Origin of the sequence: Pseudoxanthomonas sp. J35, assembly GCF_000513995.1 — a bacterium.
In the GTDB taxonomy this organism is placed as follows: domain Bacteria; phylum Pseudomonadota; class Gammaproteobacteria; order Xanthomonadales; family Xanthomonadaceae; genus Pseudoxanthomonas.
This window is the reverse complement of record NZ_KI911337.1, coordinates 115,732-132,045: the sequence shown is the minus strand read 5'-3', so window position 1 is coordinate 132,045 and position 16,314 is coordinate 115,732. Positions and strand designations below refer to the sequence as shown.

The 16,314-nt window shown below is 71.5% G+C and carries 15 protein-coding genes and 1 pseudogene; 6 read left to right on the top strand and 10 right to left on the bottom strand.

Annotated features, from left to right (window positions below; all coding sequences use genetic code 11):
* The first annotated feature begins 16 nt into the window (after positions 1-16).
* A complete protein-coding gene (locus PSEJ35_RS0114845; protein ID WP_028918459.1) occupies positions 17-2,386 on the top strand; it encodes a family 20 glycosylhydrolase in 2,370 nt (789 codons plus the stop codon).
* A gap of 45 nt (positions 2,387-2,431) precedes the next feature.
* Here the strand turns inward: PSEJ35_RS0114845 and PSEJ35_RS16470 are convergent, their stop codons facing one another.
* Genes PSEJ35_RS16470 through PSEJ35_RS0114830 form a run of 3 tightly spaced genes read right to left on the bottom strand, consistent with a single transcriptional unit; the run spans position 2,432 to position 5,836 of the window.
* Positions 2,432-4,273 (bottom strand): glycosyltransferase family 41 protein, encoded by a 1,842-nt coding sequence (locus tag PSEJ35_RS16470; protein WP_051412716.1) that lies wholly within the window; start codon positions 4,271-4,273, stop codon positions 2,432-2,434.
* On the bottom strand, positions 4,266-4,664 hold the full coding sequence (locus PSEJ35_RS0114835; protein WP_028918483.1) for a membrane protein: 399 nt from the start codon (positions 4,662-4,664) through the stop codon (positions 4,266-4,268). Before PSEJ35_RS0114835 ends, PSEJ35_RS16470 begins: the two co-directional genes overlap by 8 nt.
* Positions 4,652-5,836, bottom strand: coding sequence for an SAM-dependent methyltransferase (locus PSEJ35_RS0114830; RefSeq protein WP_028918458.1), 1,185 nt, complete (start codon positions 5,834-5,836; stop codon positions 4,652-4,654). The genes PSEJ35_RS0114835 and PSEJ35_RS0114830 overlap by 13 nt, the downstream gene beginning before the upstream one ends.
* Before the next feature lie 51 nt (positions 5,837-5,887).
* Here PSEJ35_RS0114830 and PSEJ35_RS0114825 point away from each other — a divergent pair, with 51 nt between their 5' ends.
* The gene (locus PSEJ35_RS0114825) at positions 5,888-6,637 is read left to right on the top strand and encodes a pteridine reductase (protein WP_028918457.1); all 750 of its coding nucleotides are present in this window, start codon (positions 5,888-5,890) and stop codon (positions 6,635-6,637) included.
* Between the two features lie 42 nt (positions 6,638-6,679).
* Here the strand turns inward: PSEJ35_RS0114825 and folK are convergent, their stop codons facing one another.
* The 7 genes from folK to tsaD form a co-directional block, all read right to left on the bottom strand.
* Positions 6,680-7,189, bottom strand: coding sequence for a 2-amino-4-hydroxy-6-hydroxymethyldihydropteridine diphosphokinase (gene folK / locus PSEJ35_RS0114820; protein WP_051412715.1), 510 nt, complete (start codon positions 7,187-7,189; stop codon positions 6,680-6,682).
* Positions 7,190-7,201: 12 nt separating this feature from the next.
* Entirely contained in the window at positions 7,202-8,032 is an 831-nt protein-coding gene (locus PSEJ35_RS0114815) for a 20S proteasome subunits A/B (protein ID WP_028918455.1), read from the bottom strand.
* Positions 8,033-8,115: 83 nt separating this feature from the next.
* On the bottom strand, positions 8,116-9,045 hold the full coding sequence (locus PSEJ35_RS0114805) for an alpha-E domain-containing protein (protein ID WP_028918454.1): 930 nt from the start codon (positions 9,043-9,045) through the stop codon (positions 8,116-8,118).
* Entirely contained in the window at positions 9,045-10,490 is a 1,446-nt protein-coding gene (locus PSEJ35_RS0114800; protein ID WP_028918453.1) for a circularly permuted type 2 ATP-grasp protein, read from the bottom strand. The genes PSEJ35_RS0114805 and PSEJ35_RS0114800 overlap by 1 nt, the downstream gene beginning before the upstream one ends.
* A gap of 72 nt (positions 10,491-10,562) precedes the next feature.
* Positions 10,563-11,834 carry a mechanosensitive ion channel domain-containing protein gene (locus PSEJ35_RS16465; protein WP_051412725.1) on the bottom strand — a complete coding sequence of 424 codons (1,272 nt, stop codon included), beginning with the start codon at positions 11,832-11,834 and terminating at the stop codon, positions 10,563-10,565.
* Between the two features lie 22 nt (positions 11,835-11,856).
* Entirely contained in the window at positions 11,857-12,216 is a 360-nt protein-coding gene (gene folB, locus PSEJ35_RS0114790; RefSeq protein ID WP_028918452.1) for a dihydroneopterin aldolase, read from the bottom strand.
* A gap of 193 nt (positions 12,217-12,409) precedes the next feature.
* On the bottom strand, positions 12,410-13,450 hold the full coding sequence (gene tsaD / locus PSEJ35_RS0114785) for a tRNA (adenosine(37)-N6)-threonylcarbamoyltransferase complex transferase subunit TsaD (protein ID WP_028918451.1): 1,041 nt from the start codon (positions 13,448-13,450) through the stop codon (positions 12,410-12,412).
* A gap of 124 nt (positions 13,451-13,574) precedes the next feature.
* On the opposite strand from tsaD, the gene rpsU reads away from it, so the two are divergent.
* The 4 genes and pseudogenes from rpsU (at position 13,575) to PSEJ35_RS16460 (ending at position 16,048) form a co-directional block, all read left to right on the top strand.
* Entirely contained in the window at positions 13,575-13,790 is a 216-nt protein-coding gene (gene rpsU / locus PSEJ35_RS0114780; RefSeq protein ID WP_024869901.1) for a 30S ribosomal protein S21, read from the top strand.
* A 152-nt stretch (positions 13,791-13,942) separates the two neighbouring features.
* Entirely contained in the window at positions 13,943-14,404 is a 462-nt protein-coding gene (locus PSEJ35_RS0114775; protein WP_028918450.1) for a GatB/YqeY domain-containing protein, read from the top strand.
* A 172-nt stretch (positions 14,405-14,576) separates the two neighbouring features.
* Positions 14,577-15,077: a GNAT family N-acetyltransferase gene (locus PSEJ35_RS0114770; RefSeq protein ID WP_028918449.1), complete on the top strand. Its 501-nt coding sequence runs from the start codon at positions 14,577-14,579 to the stop codon at positions 15,075-15,077.
* A 63-nt stretch (positions 15,078-15,140) separates the two neighbouring features.
* A pseudogene (locus PSEJ35_RS16460) lies at positions 15,141-16,048 on the top strand (YihY/virulence factor BrkB family protein).
* Positions 16,049-16,314: the final 266 nt, after the last annotated feature.

Here is a 16,314-nt window from a genome sequence, read left to right as displayed (position 1 = left end):
CCCTCACGGAGTGACCATGAAGCGATCGACCCTGCTCCACCACGCCCGCCGCCTCGGCGCGGCCGGCCTGCTCGCCATGCTCGCCGCCTGCGGCGGGGACCGCGATGCGGCCCCGGAAGCCCAGCCGGCCGCCACTTCGGCGGCGGCGCCGGCTTACGACAGCCGCCAGGCGCTGGTGCCCGCGCCCGCCAGCATGACGCCCGGCGAAGGCCGCCTCGCCCTCGGCGCCGATACCCGGCTGCTGGCCGAAGGCGACGCGGCACGCACCGTCGCCACGCAGTTCGCGGCGCTGCTCGGCAAGGGCCGCGGCATCGAACCCCGGCTGGGCGAAGGCCTGCAGGAGACCGACGGCGCGATCCGCTTCGTGCTCGATCCGGCACGCGCCGCCGCCGGCACCGAGGCCTACCTGCTGGAAGTGACACCCGCTGGCGCCACGGTCAGCGCCAGCGATGCCGCCGGCCTGTTCTACGGCGCGATGACCCTGCTGCAGCTGGCCACCGTCGACGGCGACGGCACCGCCTGGCTGCCGGCGGTGCGCATCGAGGATGCGCCGCGCTTCCCATGGCGCGGCTTCATGATGGACCCGGCCCGCCACTTCTGGACCGTGGACCAGGTCAAGCAGGTCATCGACGCGATGGCCCTGCACAAGCTCAACGTCCTGCACTGGCACCTCACCGACGACCAGGGCTGGCGCGTGGAGATCAGGAAGTATCCGAAGCTCACCGAGGTCGGCGGCTGCCGCATCCCGGCCGGCGACGGCGGCATCGATCCGCGCACCGGCAAGCCGCGTCCGTACTGCGGCTGGTATACCCAGGACGAGGTGCGCGAGATCGTCGCCTACGCCGCGGCGCGCCACATCACCGTGGTCCCGGAGATCAACCAGCCCGGCCACGCCACCGCGGCGATCGCCGCGTATCCGGAGCTGGGTTCGACCGACGAGCCGCTGGTGCCGTCCAGCGAATGGGGCGTGTTCCCCAACCTGTTCAACGCCGAGGAGAGCACCATCGCCTTCCTCGAGGACGTGATCGGCGAGCTGATCCCGCTGTTCCCCGGCACCTACTTCCACATCGGCGGCGACGAGGCGGTCAAGGACCAGTGGGAAGCCTCGGCGCGCGTGCAGCAGCGCATGCGCGAGGTCGGCGCGAAGACCGAAATGGAGATGCAGAGCCACATCGTGGCGTGGCTGGAGAAGTTCCTCGCCGCGCACGGCAAGCGCCTCGTCGGCTGGGACGAGATCCTCGAGGGCCCGCTTCCGCCGGAAGCCACGGTGATGTCCTGGCGCGGCACCGAGGGGGGGCTGGAGGCCGCGCGCGAAGGCCATGACGTGGTGATGTCGCCGTCCGGCGACCTGTACCTGGACTACCTGCAGACCGAGTCACCGTACGAGCCACCGGGCCGGCCGGACACGATCACGCTGCGCGACGTGTACGAGTTCGAACCGGTGCCGGCAGAGCTGGAGGAAGACAAGCGCCACCACGTCCTCGGCCTGCAGGCCAACCTGTGGACCGAACACACCCGCACCTGGGAGCGCTTCGAGCACCACGTGTTCCCGCGCCTGGCGGCGGTGGCCGAAACCGGCTGGACGCCGGCCGATCGCAAGGACTACGCCGGCTTCCTGCGTCGCCTGCCGGTGCAGCTGGAGCGTTACCGCGCCTCCGGAATCGGCTATGCGCAGACGCCGTTCCAGGTGGACGCGGTGGCCGAGGACGACCGCAAGGCCGGCACGGTGTCCGTGACCCTGTCCAATCCGCTCGGCTACGCCGTGCACTACACCACCGATGGCAGCGAGCCGACCGCCGGCTCCGCCGCCTACACCGGCCCGCTCACGCTCGAGCTGCCGGCGCGGCTGCGCGCGGCGGCTTTCGCCGACGGCGTGGCGCTGGCACCGGCGCGCGACTACCGCTGGGACGCCTCGTCGCTGCTGGTCCGCACCGACGAACAGCTGGCCACCTGCCCGGACGCCGGGCGCCTGCTGCTGCGCCTGGAAGACGACGGCCCGGCGGACGGCGAGCGTGCGATCTTCAACACCACGATCTTCTACCCGTGCTGGCAGTGGAACGGCGCCGACCTGGATGGCGTGGCCGCGGTGAAGGTGCGCGCCGGGCGCATCCCGTACTACTTCCAGCTGGCCCACGACGAACCGCACCGCAAGTTCGAAGCGTCGCGCTCGACGCACGGCGAGCTGGACATCCACGCCGACGGCTGCGGCGGCGAACGCCTCGCCAGCGTGCCGCTGCCGGAAGCGCCGGGCCGGGATGGCTTCATCGAGCTGGTGGCGGAACTGCCTGCCGATGTCGCCGGGCGCCGCGACCTGTGCCTGCGTTTCACCGGCGATACGCGCCCGCAGATGTGGGTGGTCGACCGGGTCGGCCTGCAGCTGCGCTGAGGCATCCGCTCCGTTGCGCGGGCCGCGCGCCCGCGCAACGGGGTATCAGGGATCGAGGGCGATGGGCACGTGGCGCCCGGCCAGGGCGTTGGCGTGCATCGCGCGGTACAGCCGCTCCAGGTCGGCCGCCATCGCCTTCGGATCGAACAGGCGTGCGGTGGGCAGCAGCGCCGCCAGGCGCGAACGCAAGGCCGCCCGCGCCGCCGCATCGTTGCCCAGGCGCACCGCCTCGGCGACCACCGCGGCGCGATCGGCGCGGATGCATTCGTGCAGGCCCAGCGAACGCAGCAGGCTGGTGGCCATGCGCCCGGCGAAGGTATCGCCGGTGAAGGTGAGCAGCGGCACGCCTGCCCGCAGCGCGTCGGCGGCGGTGGTGCCGGAGTTGTAGGGCCAGGTATCCAGGGCCAGGTCGGCCAGCGCCAGTCGCGACAGGTGTTCCTCCAGCGGCAGCTGCGGCCCGAACACGATGCGCGCGCCATCGACGCCGCGCGCCTCGGCCTCGCGTCGCAGGTTGGCGCGCGCCACCTCGGCGCGTGGTGGCGCCAGCCACAGCAATGAACCGGGTACCGCCGCGAGGATCGCGCACCAGTCGTCCCACAGCGCAGGATGCAGCTTGTAGGCCTGGTTGAAGCTGCAGAACACCACCGCCTCTTCCGGCAGGCCGGCCTCGGCGCGCGTCGGCGCCTGTATCGGTTGCAGCGACGGGTTGGGCTGGTAGCAATGCGGCAGCAGGGCAAGGTGCTCGGCGAAGTCGCCCGCGCGCGCCAGCGGCGTGGCCACCGCGTCGCCGATCACGTAGTCCACCAGGCGGCCGTCGCCCAGCGTGCCGATGTAGCCCAGCCAGGTCGCACTCGTCGGCGCCGGGCGCAGGGCGAGGACGCCGATGCGCGCATTGCCGGTATAGCCGTTGAGGTCGACCAGCACGTCGAGCCGGTCGTCGGCGATCAGGCGCGCGGCGGCCAGGTCGTCGCCGGGCAGTTCGACGAAGCGGTCGGCGGCGGCCCGTGCCCGCGCGCGCCAGACGTCGCCGGGAGGCGCCGGGCCTTGCGCATAGAGGAAGACCTCGCAGCTGGCGTGGTCGCGGGCCTCGATCGCCTCCAGCAGCAGGTAGGACACCGCATGCCGGCGCAGGTCCGAGGAGGTGTAGCCCACCCGCAGGCGCCGGCCTTCCAGCGGCGTGGGCGGTGCCGAAAGCGGCGGCTGGGCCAGCTGCGCGCCCCATTGCGTGGCGGCGAACTTCGCCGCGGCCATCTTCTGCAGGGGCGCGTCGGCCTCGGGCAGGGCCAGCAGCTGCAGCGGCGAGAGGTCGCTGGCGGGAGCCTGGCGCCAGGCGGCCAGCAGCGCCTCGGGCGAAGGACCCAGCGCCGGATCCCAGTCGGCCAGGTAGCGGCGCAGGGTGAGCGCCTCGCCCAGGCTGCGCAGGTTGCCGGGATCCAGCTGCAGCACGCAGCGGTGGCTGGCCAGGGCCTCTTCCGGCCGTCCGGTTTCCTCCTGCAGCTGGGCCAGCTTCTGCCAGGCCAGGGCCAGGCGGTCGTCGCGGCGCAGGGCTTCGCGGTAGGCGGCCTCGGCTTCGGCAGGGGCGCCGCGGCGCTGTTCCGCCAGGCCGAGGTTGACCCAGGTGCCCGGGGGCGCGCCGGCGGCCAGCGCGCGCCGGTAGCAGGCGATGGCCTGCGGCAGTTCCTGGCGGCTGCCGTGGATCACGCCGGCCAGGTTCCAGGCGTCGGCATGGCCAGGCGCCTGGCGCAGGAGGTGCTGGAGGATAGCGAGGGCCTGCAGGGCATCGCCCCTGCGGTAGGCGGCAAAGGCGGCGGCGTAGAGCGTGGCGGGCGTGGCTGCACCTGGCGGTGCCCCCCGCTTCACGCTGCCGTCGCCGTCCGCTTCAGCCATCGCCCCCTTCCATCTTCAGCAGGGCGTCGCGCCATGGCGTCAACGCCGTCGAAAGCCCGAGAACCACGCCCACTGTGTTGGCCAGCGCGTCGGCCGGATCGGCCATGCGCGTGCTGGTCAGCGCGCCCTGCGCGACCTCCAGCAGCACGCCCATCAGCACCAGTCCCCCGCCGGCCATCCACAGCCCCCGGCCGCGGGGGAACAGCTGCACCGCGCCAGCGGCGAGTATCGCGTATGCGAGCAGGTGTTCAAGCTTGTCGCTGTGCTGCGGCAGCTCCAGCGGCGGCGGCGGGACCAGGCAGGCCACGATCACCGCCAGCAGCGCCGCGGCCCACAGCCCCAGCCACAGGCGCGGGCGCCGGAATGGCTTGAGCACGCTCACAGCCGCCAGCTCAGGTCGCCGAGCAGGAAGGCCGCGCCCAGGTCGACATCGCGGGTGAAAGCCATGGCCTGGAAGCGCTCGCCCATCTGCTCGGGCAGGGTGAGCCGCTTGAGCTCCTGGCGCAGGCGCAGGGCGCCGGCCTCGTCGGTGCGTTCCTCGGCCTCCGCCAGCAGCCGGTCGATGCCGTTGCCGAGCAGGAAGCTGGCCTGGCTGCAGTAGCCGGCCAGGTCGAAGCCGGCGCCGGTGCCGGCCTCGGCCAGCGCGGTGAAATCGACCGAGGCGGTGAGGTCCTGCAGGCCCGGCCAGCGCAGCACGTCCTCGTGCATGCGCTGGCGGTAGAACGCGCGCAGGGTGCCGTCGGCACGCTGCGGCAGGTAGTACTCGCGGCGCGGATAGCCGTAGTCGAGGAACAGCATCGCGCCGGAGCGCAGACCGCCGCCCACCGCCTGCACCCAGTAAGGCAGCTGCGGCAGCAGTTCGGACCGGTAGTCCTCCGGCAGCGGCGCGCCGATGGTGCGCTCGACGTGGCGCACCGCCGCGGTCAGCAGCGCGTCGGCCGGCTGGTCGACGAGGATGAAGCGGCCGTCCGCGTCCATCGCCACGTGTTCCTCGAACACCTCGCCGCCGCGCACGGCGAAGCGCGGCGTCGGCAGCGCGTCGACCACCTCGTTGGCGAACAGCACGCCGTCCCACTCGTCGTCGAACGGGCGGTCCAGCCATTCCACCAGCTCGAACACGGTCGGTGGCAGGGTGCGGGCGAGATGCTCGCGCTGGCGCTCGCGCAGGTCGGCGCTGGGTTCGAGGATGGCGTAGCGGTCCGGCAGCGCGTCCAGCTGCAGCAGGCGCTTGAGCGCGACCTCGGCGAAGGCGCCGCTGCCGCCGCCCACCTCCAGCACCCGCGACTGCGGGCCCAGCGACTGCAGCGCCATGGCCAGCACGCCGGCCACGGTGGCGGCGAACAACCGGCCCTGCTCCGGCGCGGTGACGAAATCGCCGGCGGCGCCGAACTTGGTGCTGCCGGCGCTGTAGTAACCGAAGCCGGGCGCGTACAGGCAAAGTTCCATGAAGCGCGAGAACGGCACGCTGCCGCCGGCCGCGGCGATCTCGGCGCGGATGTGCGCGGCCAGGGTGTCGCTGTGGGCCAGGGCCTGCGGCTCGGGAAGGGGGAGTTCGGCGTGCATCGTGGTCGTGGGGCGGTGACAATGGACCAGCATAGCCGAGCCCCCGTCACGATGAGCCCGACGCCCGCCCCCGCACGCCCCGTCGCCCTGGTCACCGGCGCCGCCCGCCGCATCGGCGCGGCGATCGCGCAGCGGCTGCATGCGGCCGGCTACGACCTGGCCCTGCACCACCTGCATTCGGGCGCGGAGATGCAGGCGCTGGCGGCGCAACTGGAAGGCGTGCGCGCCGGCAGCGTGCACGTGCTGCAGGCCGACCTGCGCCAGTTCGACCGCCTGCCGGAGCTGGTCGCCGCTGCCGTCGGCCACTACGGCCGCCTCGACGCCCTGGTCAACAACGCCTCCAACTTCTTCCCCACCCCGCTGGGCACGGTGACGCCGGCGCAGTGGGACGATCTGTTCGCGGTGAACGCGCGCGCGCCGTTCTTCTTGGCCCAGGCGGCCGCGCCGCACCTGCGCGCGGCCAGCGGCGCGATCGTCAACCTGGCCGACGTCTACGCCGCACGACCATTGCCGCGGCACGCGCCGTACTCGTCGGCCAAAGCGGCGCTGGTCTCGCTGACCCGCGCGCTCGCACTGGAGCTGGCGCCGCAGGTGCGGGTGAACGCCGTCGCGCCCGGCGCGATCCTGTGGCCGGAGCAGGAACCGGACCCCGACGCGCAGCAGGCGATCCTGCAGGCCACCGCGCTGGGCCGCGCCGGCACGCCGGAAGACATCGCCGCGGCGGTGGCCTGGCTGCTGTCGGCGGACGCGGCCTACGTCACCGGCCAGGTGCTGCACGTGGACGGCGGCCGCGAGCGCTGACTCCTCCAACGCGACGCGTGCGCCGCTACGCGAAGCCTGTCGTTACAGCGGCACGACCTCGAACGCATCGCCATGCTGCGGATGCGCCTGCCACATCGCGGCGAGCGTACGCCCGCCCAGCGGATCGACGAAATCCGGAGCGATGTCGGCCAGCGGCTTGAGCACGAAGGCGTGCTTCAGTTCCGGACGCGGAATGCGCACCTGTCCGTCCTCGCGCACCACCTGGTCGCCGTAGAACACCACGTCCACGTCCAGGGTGCGGTCGGCCAGGCGCGGGCCGGTACGCACGCGGCCGTGGCGGTCCTCCAGCGCGTGCAGCCAGTCCTCCAGCTGGGCCAGCGGCAGCGTGGTGCGCAGGGACACGGCGTTGTTGAGGAACGGCGCGCCGTCGAAGCCGACCGCGGCGGTGCGGTACGCCGGCGAGACGGCGATCTCGCCGAAGCGCGCGCGCAGCTCGTCCAGCGCGGCACGCAGGTGGCGTTCGGGTTCGAGGTTGCTGCCCAGGCTGAGCAGCACCGGGATGGCGGCCACCGCCGCCGGTTTCGGATCCATGGTTGCGATGCCTTACTGCTGCGCCGACTGGTCGCCCGGGTCCTGCCGCGAAGGCCCGCGCCGCGGCGGCAGCGGCGGCAGCGGGCGCGACTCGTCCGCGGCGGGCAGCGGCGGCTCCCACGGGAAGCGCGGCAGCGTGCGCACCGCGTTCTCCAGCTTGCGCGACCAGGTGTCGTGGATTTCCGCGTACAGCGGCGTATCGCCTTCCAGGCGCATCTGCTGGCTGATCCGCAGGTCGCCGGCGCGGATCAGCGCCAGGTCGATCGGCAGGCCCACCGACAGGTTGGAGCGGATGGTCGAGTCCAGCGACAGCAGCGCGCAGCGCGCCGCATCCTCCATCGCCGTTTCGGGACGGATGATCCGGTCCAGGATCGGCTTGCCGTACTTGGACTCGCCGATCTGCAGGTACGGCGTCTCCGGCGAGGCGGCGATGCAGTTGCCCAGCGGATAGATCATGTACAGGCCGGGGCGCTCGCCGGCGATTTGCCCGCCGAGGATCAGCGTGGCCTGGGTGCTGATGCCGGCGTTGGGCCCGTGCTCGCTGGCCTGCACCTGGCTGGCCACCAGCACCTCGCCGACGTACTCGGCCACCTCGAACAGGTGCCGGAAGGTGCGCAGGCTGCGCGATGCCTCCGGATCCTCGGCGTCGCGGCGCAGCCGCGACACCGCCAGCTGGGTGGTGGCCAGGTTGCCGGCGCTCATCAGCACGAACACCCGCTCGCCGGGGTACTCGAACACATGCAGCTTGCGGTGCACGCGGACGTCGTCGAGCGAGGCGTTGGTACGGGTGTCAGCGGCGAAGACCAGGCCTTCGTCCACTTCGATGCCGACGCAGTAGGTCATGGCGATCTGCAGGTTCCGGTACGAGGATTCTACTACCCGGGGCATGGGTGCGGCCGTCATGGCCGCGGGCGGGAAGCGCAGGTTCAGCCCGTGAAGTAGCCCTCGGCGATGGCCGCGTGCAGGCGGCCGAGGTAGAGCTGGGCCTCGTCCATGAACCGCGCCGGGTCGCCGGCGGCCAGCATCGCCGGATCGGCCTGGCGCACCAGGCCGCTGACGCGGACAAGCGCGCGGTCCACCGGCGGGCGCGGCGGCATCGACGGCAGGATCCGCTGCAGCCGGCTCAGGCAGAACTGCACGCTGCGCGGGAATTCGGTGTCGTGCAGCAGGAAGCTCAGCGCATGCGCGGCCGAGACGCGCTGGCGCACGTGGCGGCGGTACATCTGGTAGGCGGCCAGCGCGCGCAGCACCGCCATCCACTGCATGTTCTGGAACGCCTCCCGGTCCTCCTCGTGGCGCGGGGTGACCAGGCCGGAGGCGCCGGCGTCGATGATGCGGGTGGTCATGTCGGCCTGTTCCAGCGCCGTGCCCAGGCGCAGGAAATGGAAGCCGATGTCGCGACTGACGTTGGCCTGCAGCAGGCCGGAGACCTTGAGGCAGCCGTCGGTGATGCGGCCGATGAAGTCCATGCGGTAGCGGCGGGTCAGCACGCGCCCGCCGTCGCCGTCGATGTACAGGTGCAGGTCGTTGACCGCTTCCCACACCTCCTGCGGCAGCGCGTCGCGGATGCCGCGCAGGATCTCGCGGGCCTGGTCCACCGAGCTGCGCAACGAGGACGGGTTGCGCGCGTCCAGCAGCAGGAAGTCGAGCACATGGGCCTCGTCCGGCTCCGGATGCACGCCCAGGAACAGCTCCTCGGCGCCGACGGTGGCGATCATCGGCCGCCAGGTGAAGCGCACCGAGCGCGGCAGGTCCAGCTGCAGCAGGCTGCCCACGCCGACCAGGCGCGCGGTGTTCTCGGCCCGGCGCAGGTAGCGGCTGAACCAGTACAACTGGTTGGCGACGCGGGACAGCATCAGCCCATCTCCTCCAGGTCGACCACCCAGGTGTCCTTGGCGCCGCCGCCCTGCGAGGAATTCACCACCAGCGAGCCTTCGGTCATCGCCACCCGGGTCAGGCCGCCGGTGGTGACGTAGGTGTCCTCGCGCGAGAGGATGAACGGGCGCAGGTCGATGTGCCGCGGCGCCGGGCCCTCGTCGGCGACGATCGGCGCGGTGGACAGCGACAGGGTCGGCTGGGCCATGTAGTTGCGCGGGTCGGCCTCGATCAGCGCGCGGAACTTCTCGCGCTCCTTCCTGCTGGCGCGCGGGCCGATCAGCATGCCGTAGCCGCCGGACTCGTTGGCCGGCTTCACCACCAGCTCGTGCAGGTGCTCGAGCACGTACCTGCGGTCCCTGGCGTTGTGGCACAGGTAGCTGGGCACGTTCGGCAGGATCGGCTCCTCGTCCAGGTAGTAGCGGATCATCTTCGGCACGTAGGCGAACACGACCTTGTCGTCGGCCACGCCCGCGCCGGGCGCGTTGGCCAGGGCGACCTTGCCGGCTCGCCAGCTGCGGATCAGCCCGGGCACGCCCAGCAGCGAGTCGGGATGGAAGACCTCCGGGTCGAGGAACAGGTCGTCCACGCGCCGGTAGATCACGTCCACCCGCTGCGGGCCGTACACGGTGCGCATGTAGGTGCAGTCGTCGTCGGCGACGAACAGGTCGCCGCCTTCGACCAGCTCGATGCCCATCGCCTGGGCCAGGTAAGCGTGCTCGAAGTAGGCGCTGTTGAACACGCCCGGGGTCAGCAGCGCGATCACCGGGGTGTCGCCCGGCCGCGGCGACAGCGCGGCGAGGGTGTCGTACAGCTGCGCCGGGTAGTCGTCCACCGGCAGGATCGCGCTGGTCTCGAACAGCTCCGGAAACACGCGCTTGGCGACCATGCGGTTCTCGAGCATGTACGACACGCCCGAGGGGATGCGCAGGTTGTCCTCCAGCGCGTACAGGGTGCCGTCGGCGTCGCGCACCAGGTCCGAGCCGCAGATGTGCGCCCACACGTCCAGCGGCGGGCGCACGCCCACGCACTGCGGGCGGAAGTTCACCGACTGCTTCAGCAGCGAGGCCGGGAACACCTTGTCGCGGACGATCTTCTGCGCGCCGTAGATGTCGCCGATGAACAGGTTGAGCGCGCGCATGCGCTGCTTGAGGCCGGCCTCGGTGCGCTGCCACTCGCGGCGGTCGAGGATCCGCGGGATCAGGTCGAAAGGCAGGGTGCGGTCGACGTTGCGGCCGTCGCTGTACACGGTGAAGGTGATGCCCATGACCCGGGCGGCGACGTCGGCGGCGAGCTGGCGCTCGGCCAGTTCGCGCCCGGACAGCCCGGACAGGTACTCGACCAGCGGCCGCGCGGCCGGGCGCGGCAGGCCCTCGGGCCCGATCAGCTCGTCAAAGGACGGTGTCCGGTACTTGCTCCAGTCCATCGCACCCGCCTGGCATGCCGGCACCCCCGCACCGGCTTGTGCACTGCAACATGCACGCGCCCGCGGCGGGCGTCAAGGGGCCGGCGCGCCGTCGCCGGGCGCCAGCAGGGCGCGGAAATCCGCTCCGCCGGGCTCCTGGAACACGCGTAGCCCGAACTCCGGCAGGATCGCCAGAAGGTGGTCGAAGATGTCCGCCTGGATGCCTTCGTATACGGCCCAGCGTGTGTCGTTGGTGAAGCAGTAGATCTCCAGCGGGATGCCGGTGGCGCCCGGCTGCAGCTGGCGCACCAGCAGGGTCATCCCCTGGTGGACCTGCGGATGGCGGCGCAGGTAGCGCTCCACGTAGGCGCGGAAGGTGCCGAGGTTGGTGATGCGGCGCGCGTTGACCGGCAGCTGCCCGTCCTCGCCGAGGCCGGCGTTCCATTCGGCCAGCTCGCGCTCCTTCGCCTCCAGGTACTCGCGCAGCAGGGCGAAGCGCTTGAGCTTCTGCCGCTCCTCCGCGTCGAGGAAGCGCACGCTGCCCTGGTCCAGGTACAGCGCGCGCTTGATCCGGCGGCCGCCGGCTTCCTGCATCCCGCGCCAGTTCTTGAACGACTCGCTGATCAGCTTCTTGGTCGGGATGGTGGTGACGGTCTTGTCCCAGTTCTGCACGGTGACCGTGTGCAGGGCGATGTCGACCACGTCGCCATCGGCGTTCTGGCTGGGCATCTCGATCCAGTCGCCCACCCGCACGCGGCCGTCGCTGCTGATCTGCACGCTGGCCACGAAGGACAGGATGGTGTCCTGGAACACCAGCATCAGCACCGCGGTGGCCGCGCCCAGGCCGGTAACCAGGTGCAGCATGCGCACCCCGGCCAGGGTCGCCACGACCGACAGGCCGGCGACCACGAAGATCGCCAGCTTGGCCACTTGCAGGTAGCCCTTGATCGGACGCGTGCGCGCCTCAGGGCGGCGCTCGTAGACGATGTTGAGCGCGTCCAGCGCGTGCGCCATCGCCAGCGCCACGGTCAGCACGATCCAGACCTTGCAGGCGCCGTGGACGAAGGCCACCACCGGGTCCGGCATGCCCGGCACCCAGTCGATGCCGAGGGCGATGACCAGTGCCGGCACCACGTTGGCCAGGCGCGGGATCACCTTGAGCCGGTACGGCGCTTCCCTGTCCTCGCTGCGCACGAGCATGCCCACCACGCGGTGCAGGCCGCGCAGCAGGATCTTCTTCGTCACCAGGTTGGCCAGGCCGGACAGCAGCAGCAACGCCGCCAGCACCAGCAGGGTGTAGGCCCAGGGATAGGGTTCCAGCGTGGTCCGCGCCACTTCCAGCCAACGCACGGTGACGGCCTCCATGCCCGCGATCACCAGCATCCGCTCAGGCCTCCCGCACGCCGCGCTCGATCACCACGCCCACCGCCTGCGCGCCGCGCACCGCACCGGGCTTGCTCAGCTTCAGCCGCAGCCAGCGCACGCCGAACTCCTCCATCACGATCGCCGCGCAGCGCTCGGCCAGGGTCTCGACCAGGCCGAAGTCCGACTGCCCCACGAACTCGATCAGGCGCTTGCTGACCGCCTTGTAGTCCAGCGTGTCGGCGATGTCGTCGCTGGCCGCCGGCACGCGGTTGTCGAAGGCCATCTCCAGGTCGAAGCGCAGCGGCTGGCGGATCCGCCGCTCCCAGTCGTAGATGCCGATCAGCGCCTCGATCTCGAGGCCTTCGATGAAAACTTTGTCCATTGGGAGCTGTGATTCGGGATTCGGGATTCGGGATTCGGGATTCGGGATTCGGGATTCGGGATTCGGGATTCGATGAGGATGGTAGCAACCTGGGCCCGTGCTTTTCGCTTTTCGCTTTTCGCTTTTCGCTCTTTGCTTCTTCTGCTGTGCCTTTCGCTTCTGCTCTTGCGAATCCCGAATCACCAATCCCGAATCACGGCTTTCCCGCCACCAACGGCGGCAGCAACGCCATATCCCACCGTGGCGTGACGTTGACCGAAGCATCCTCGCGCTGTCCGGCTTCCAGGCGCAGCGCGCCGGCGAAGGCGATCATCGCGCCGTTGTCGGTGCACAGCGCAGGCCGCGGGAAGCAGGCGCGGCCGCCGCGGTGCGCGCACATGGCCTGCAGCTTCGCGCGCAGGCGCTTGTTGGCGCCGACGCCGCCGGCGATCACCAGGGTGTTGCTGCCGGCCGCGTCCAGCGCGCGCTCGCACTTGATGGCCAGGGTGTCGACCACCGCGTCCTCGAAGCCGCGGGCGATGTCGGCGCGGGTCTGTTCCGACTGGTCCGACTGCTGCCAGGCCAGCAGTACCTGGGTCTTCAGCCCGCTGAAGCTGAAGTCCAGCCCGGGCCGGTCGGTCATCGGCCGGGCGAAGCGGAACGCGCCTGGCGTGCCCTTCTCGGCCAGCGCGGCCAGTTGCGGACCGCCCGGATACGGCAGGCCCATCAGCTTGGCGGTCTTGTCGAAGGCCTCGCCGGCGGCGTCGTCCAGGGTCTCGCCCAGCAGGCGGTAGCGGCCGATCGCCTCCACCGCTACCAGCTGGGTATGGCCGCCGGAGACCAGCAGGGCCACGAACGGCGGTTGCGGCGGGTCGTCCTCCATCAGCGGGGCCAGCAGGTGGCCTTCCATGTGATGGACCCCCACCGCCGGCACGTCCAGCGCCCAGGCCAGCGCCCGCGCGGTGCCGGCGCCCACCAGCAGGGCCCCGACCAGGCCCGGGCCGGCCGTATAGGCCACCCCGTCGAGGTCGGAGGTCGCCAGCCCGGCCTCGGCCAGGGTCTGGCGGACCAGGGGCAGCAACTTGCGTACGTGGTCGCGGCTGGCCAGTTCGGGGACCACGCCGCCGTACTCGGCGTGCAGGGCGATCTGGCTGTAGACCGCGTGGGCCCGCAGGCCGGCCGGGCCGGGAAAGGCCGTGTCGTAGACGGCTACGCCGGTCTCGTCGCAGGAGGTTTCGATGCCGAGGACGCGCATGGGGGACAGATGGGTGCGGGGGAGGGAAAGAAAAAGCCCGGACCGGCTTGCAGCCGGCCACGGGACCCCGCTATCATACGCGGCTCACCGGGCCCGGCCCGGTTATTTGTGCACCGGAGATTCCATGCCCAGCGTCAAAGTCCGTGAGAACGAGCCTTTCGAGTTCGCTCTGCGCCGTTTCAAGCGCACCTGCGAGAAGGCCGGCGTCCTGGCCGAAACCCGCAAGCGCGAGTTCTACGAGAAGCCGACCCAGGAGCGCAAGCGCAAGGCCGCCGCGGCGGTGAAGCGCCAGATGCGCCGGATGTCGCGCGACGTCACCAAGCGCCAGCGCCTGTACTGACGTAGCGTCGCCCTGGCCGCCCGTGCGGCCGGGTCGTTCCGACGAGAGGCAACCGAAAGCCGGCACGCGAGCGTGGCCGGCTTTTTGTGTTCCCTGCAGAAGCACGTCGCGCTGCGCGCGGCGGCCCGCCCTCCCTTCCGAAAGGTATTGCCATGAGCCTGAAGCAGCGACTGACCGACGACATGAAGGCCGCCATGAAGGGCGGCGACAAGGACACGCTGGGCGTGATCCGGCTGATCAACGCCGCGATCAAGCAGAAGGAAGTGGACGAGCGCGTGGAGCTGGACGATGCCGCCGTGCTGGCCGTGCTCGACAGGATGGTCAAGCAGCGCAAGGACTCGGTCTCCCAGTACGAGGGCGCCGGCCGCGAGGACCTGGCCGCCGTCGAGCGCGCCGAGATCGCGGTGATCCAGCGCTACCTGCCGGCCAAGCTGGACGAGGCCGCGATCCTGGCCGCGATCGACGCCGCCATCGCCCTCATGTCTGGTGAAAGCGGGGGCGCCCCCGGCCCCGCCGACATGGGCAAGCTGATGGGCGTGCTCAAGCCGCAGCTGGCCGGCCAGGCCGACATGGGCCAGGTCTCGGCCCTGGTGAAGCGCCGCCTGGCCGGCTGAGGCCCGCCCGCGGGGTGGCCGGGTCGGAGCCCGCCACCCTGCCTTCCGGTGCCGACCCGCGTGCGCCGGCACCGCCGCGACCATGCGCGATCGCGGATCGGCCGTCATTGCGCCACGGCGCGCGCGAAGACAGGCCACAATGGGACGTTCCACCCCTGCCCGCCCCTCGCCGATGTCCACCGACGCCAAGATCGACCTGCGCCCGGCCACCCCGGCCGACATCCCGCTGATCCTCGAGCTGATCGGCGCCCTGGCCGAATACGAACGCCTGGCCCACGAAGCGGTGGCCACCCCCGAGGACGTGGAAGCGGCGCTGTTCGGCCCGCGCCCGGCGGCCGAAGTCGTGATCGCCGAATGCGACGGCACGCCGGCCGGCTTCGCCCTGTTCTTCATCTCCTTCTCGACCTTCCTCGGCAAGCCCGGCCTGTACCTGGAAGACCTGTTCGTGCGCCCGGAATTCCGCGGCCGCGGCATCGGCCGCAAGCTGATGGTCCACCTGGCTGCCTTGGCCGTGTCGCGCGGCTACGGCCGCTTCGAATGGTCGGTACTGGACTGGAACACCCCGGCGATCGAGTTCTACCGCAGCCTCGGCGCCCGGCCGATGGACGAATGGACCGTGCAGCGCCTCGACGGCGAAGCCCTCCGCGCCCTCGCCGCCAGCGCCGCGGCCTGACCGCTCACGCACCGGCCACATCGCACGCGCAAGGCTTGGGTCCATGCCCCACCTGCCACTGCGATGAAGCGGCCATCCCCCGCCAAGCTGCGCCGCCATCTCGAACGCCTGCGGGAAAGCCTGCCGGCGGCGCTGCTGCGCCGCTTCGTCGAAGCCGACCTGGTGACCCAGGCCGCCTCGCTGTCCTTCTACACCCTGCTCTCGCTGGCCCCGCTGCTGGTGCTGCTGCTGTGGCTCACCGCCTCGCTGTACCCGCCCGCCCAGGCCTCGCTGGTCGCCCAGATCCACGACCTTGCCGGCGCCGAGGCCGCCGCCGTGGCCCAGACCGTGCTGCGCAATGCCGACCAGCAGCCGGACGTCGGCTCGCTTGCCGGCTGGTGGAGCATGGCCCTGCTGTTCATCGGCTCCACGGTGGTGTTCGCCCAGCTGCAGGGCGCACTGAACCTGATCTTCCGCACCGGCGGCGAACAGCTCGGCGGCCTGCGCGCCTGGCTGCGCAAGCGCGTGTTCTCGCTGGGCGTGGTGCTGGCACTGGGTTTCCTGCTGATCGTCTCGATGATCGCCACCACCGCCCTGCAGGTCGTGTTCGCACGCCTGCCCTCGGTGCTGCCCATCGTCGGCTACGTGACCACCCTGCTGCTCTACACGGTGGGCTTCGCCTTCCTCTACCACTACCTGCCCGACCGCCGCGTCGCCTGGCGCCACAGGCCCTGCTCGGCGGCGCCATCACCGCCCTCCTGTTCGCCCTGGGCCGCTACCTGATCGGCCTCTACCTGGCCCAGGCCGCCCCCGGCAGCGCCTACGGCTCGATGGGCGCCCTGGTCCTGCTCCTGATGTGGATGTACTACGCCGCCGTTGTGTTCTTCGCCGGCGCCCTGATCACCGCCGTGATCGACGAACGCGCGCACTCCCGGCAGCGGCTGCGCGAATCGGGGATCAGTAGTGTGCCGCCGCCGACGACGGCGCCCTGATGCAGTCGCGACTCGTACGGCCTCCAATAGCCGCGCTCCGAGTGTCAGCCAGGCTCCCGGCGCGCCAATCGAAGCCACGTCCCCAACGCTCCCGAAGGCGCGGTAGTGCGGGGGTATGCCGCAAGCAGCACAGGGATGTGCTGCGCTCGCGCGTTGGAGCAGGACGCGGAACCGCGCGATGCGGCATACCCCCGCGCTGCCGCGGCTCCGTCCGAAGCCCACCACTCCCACCCATCACGCCGCAGCGCAGCGGCCAGGCAACTGGC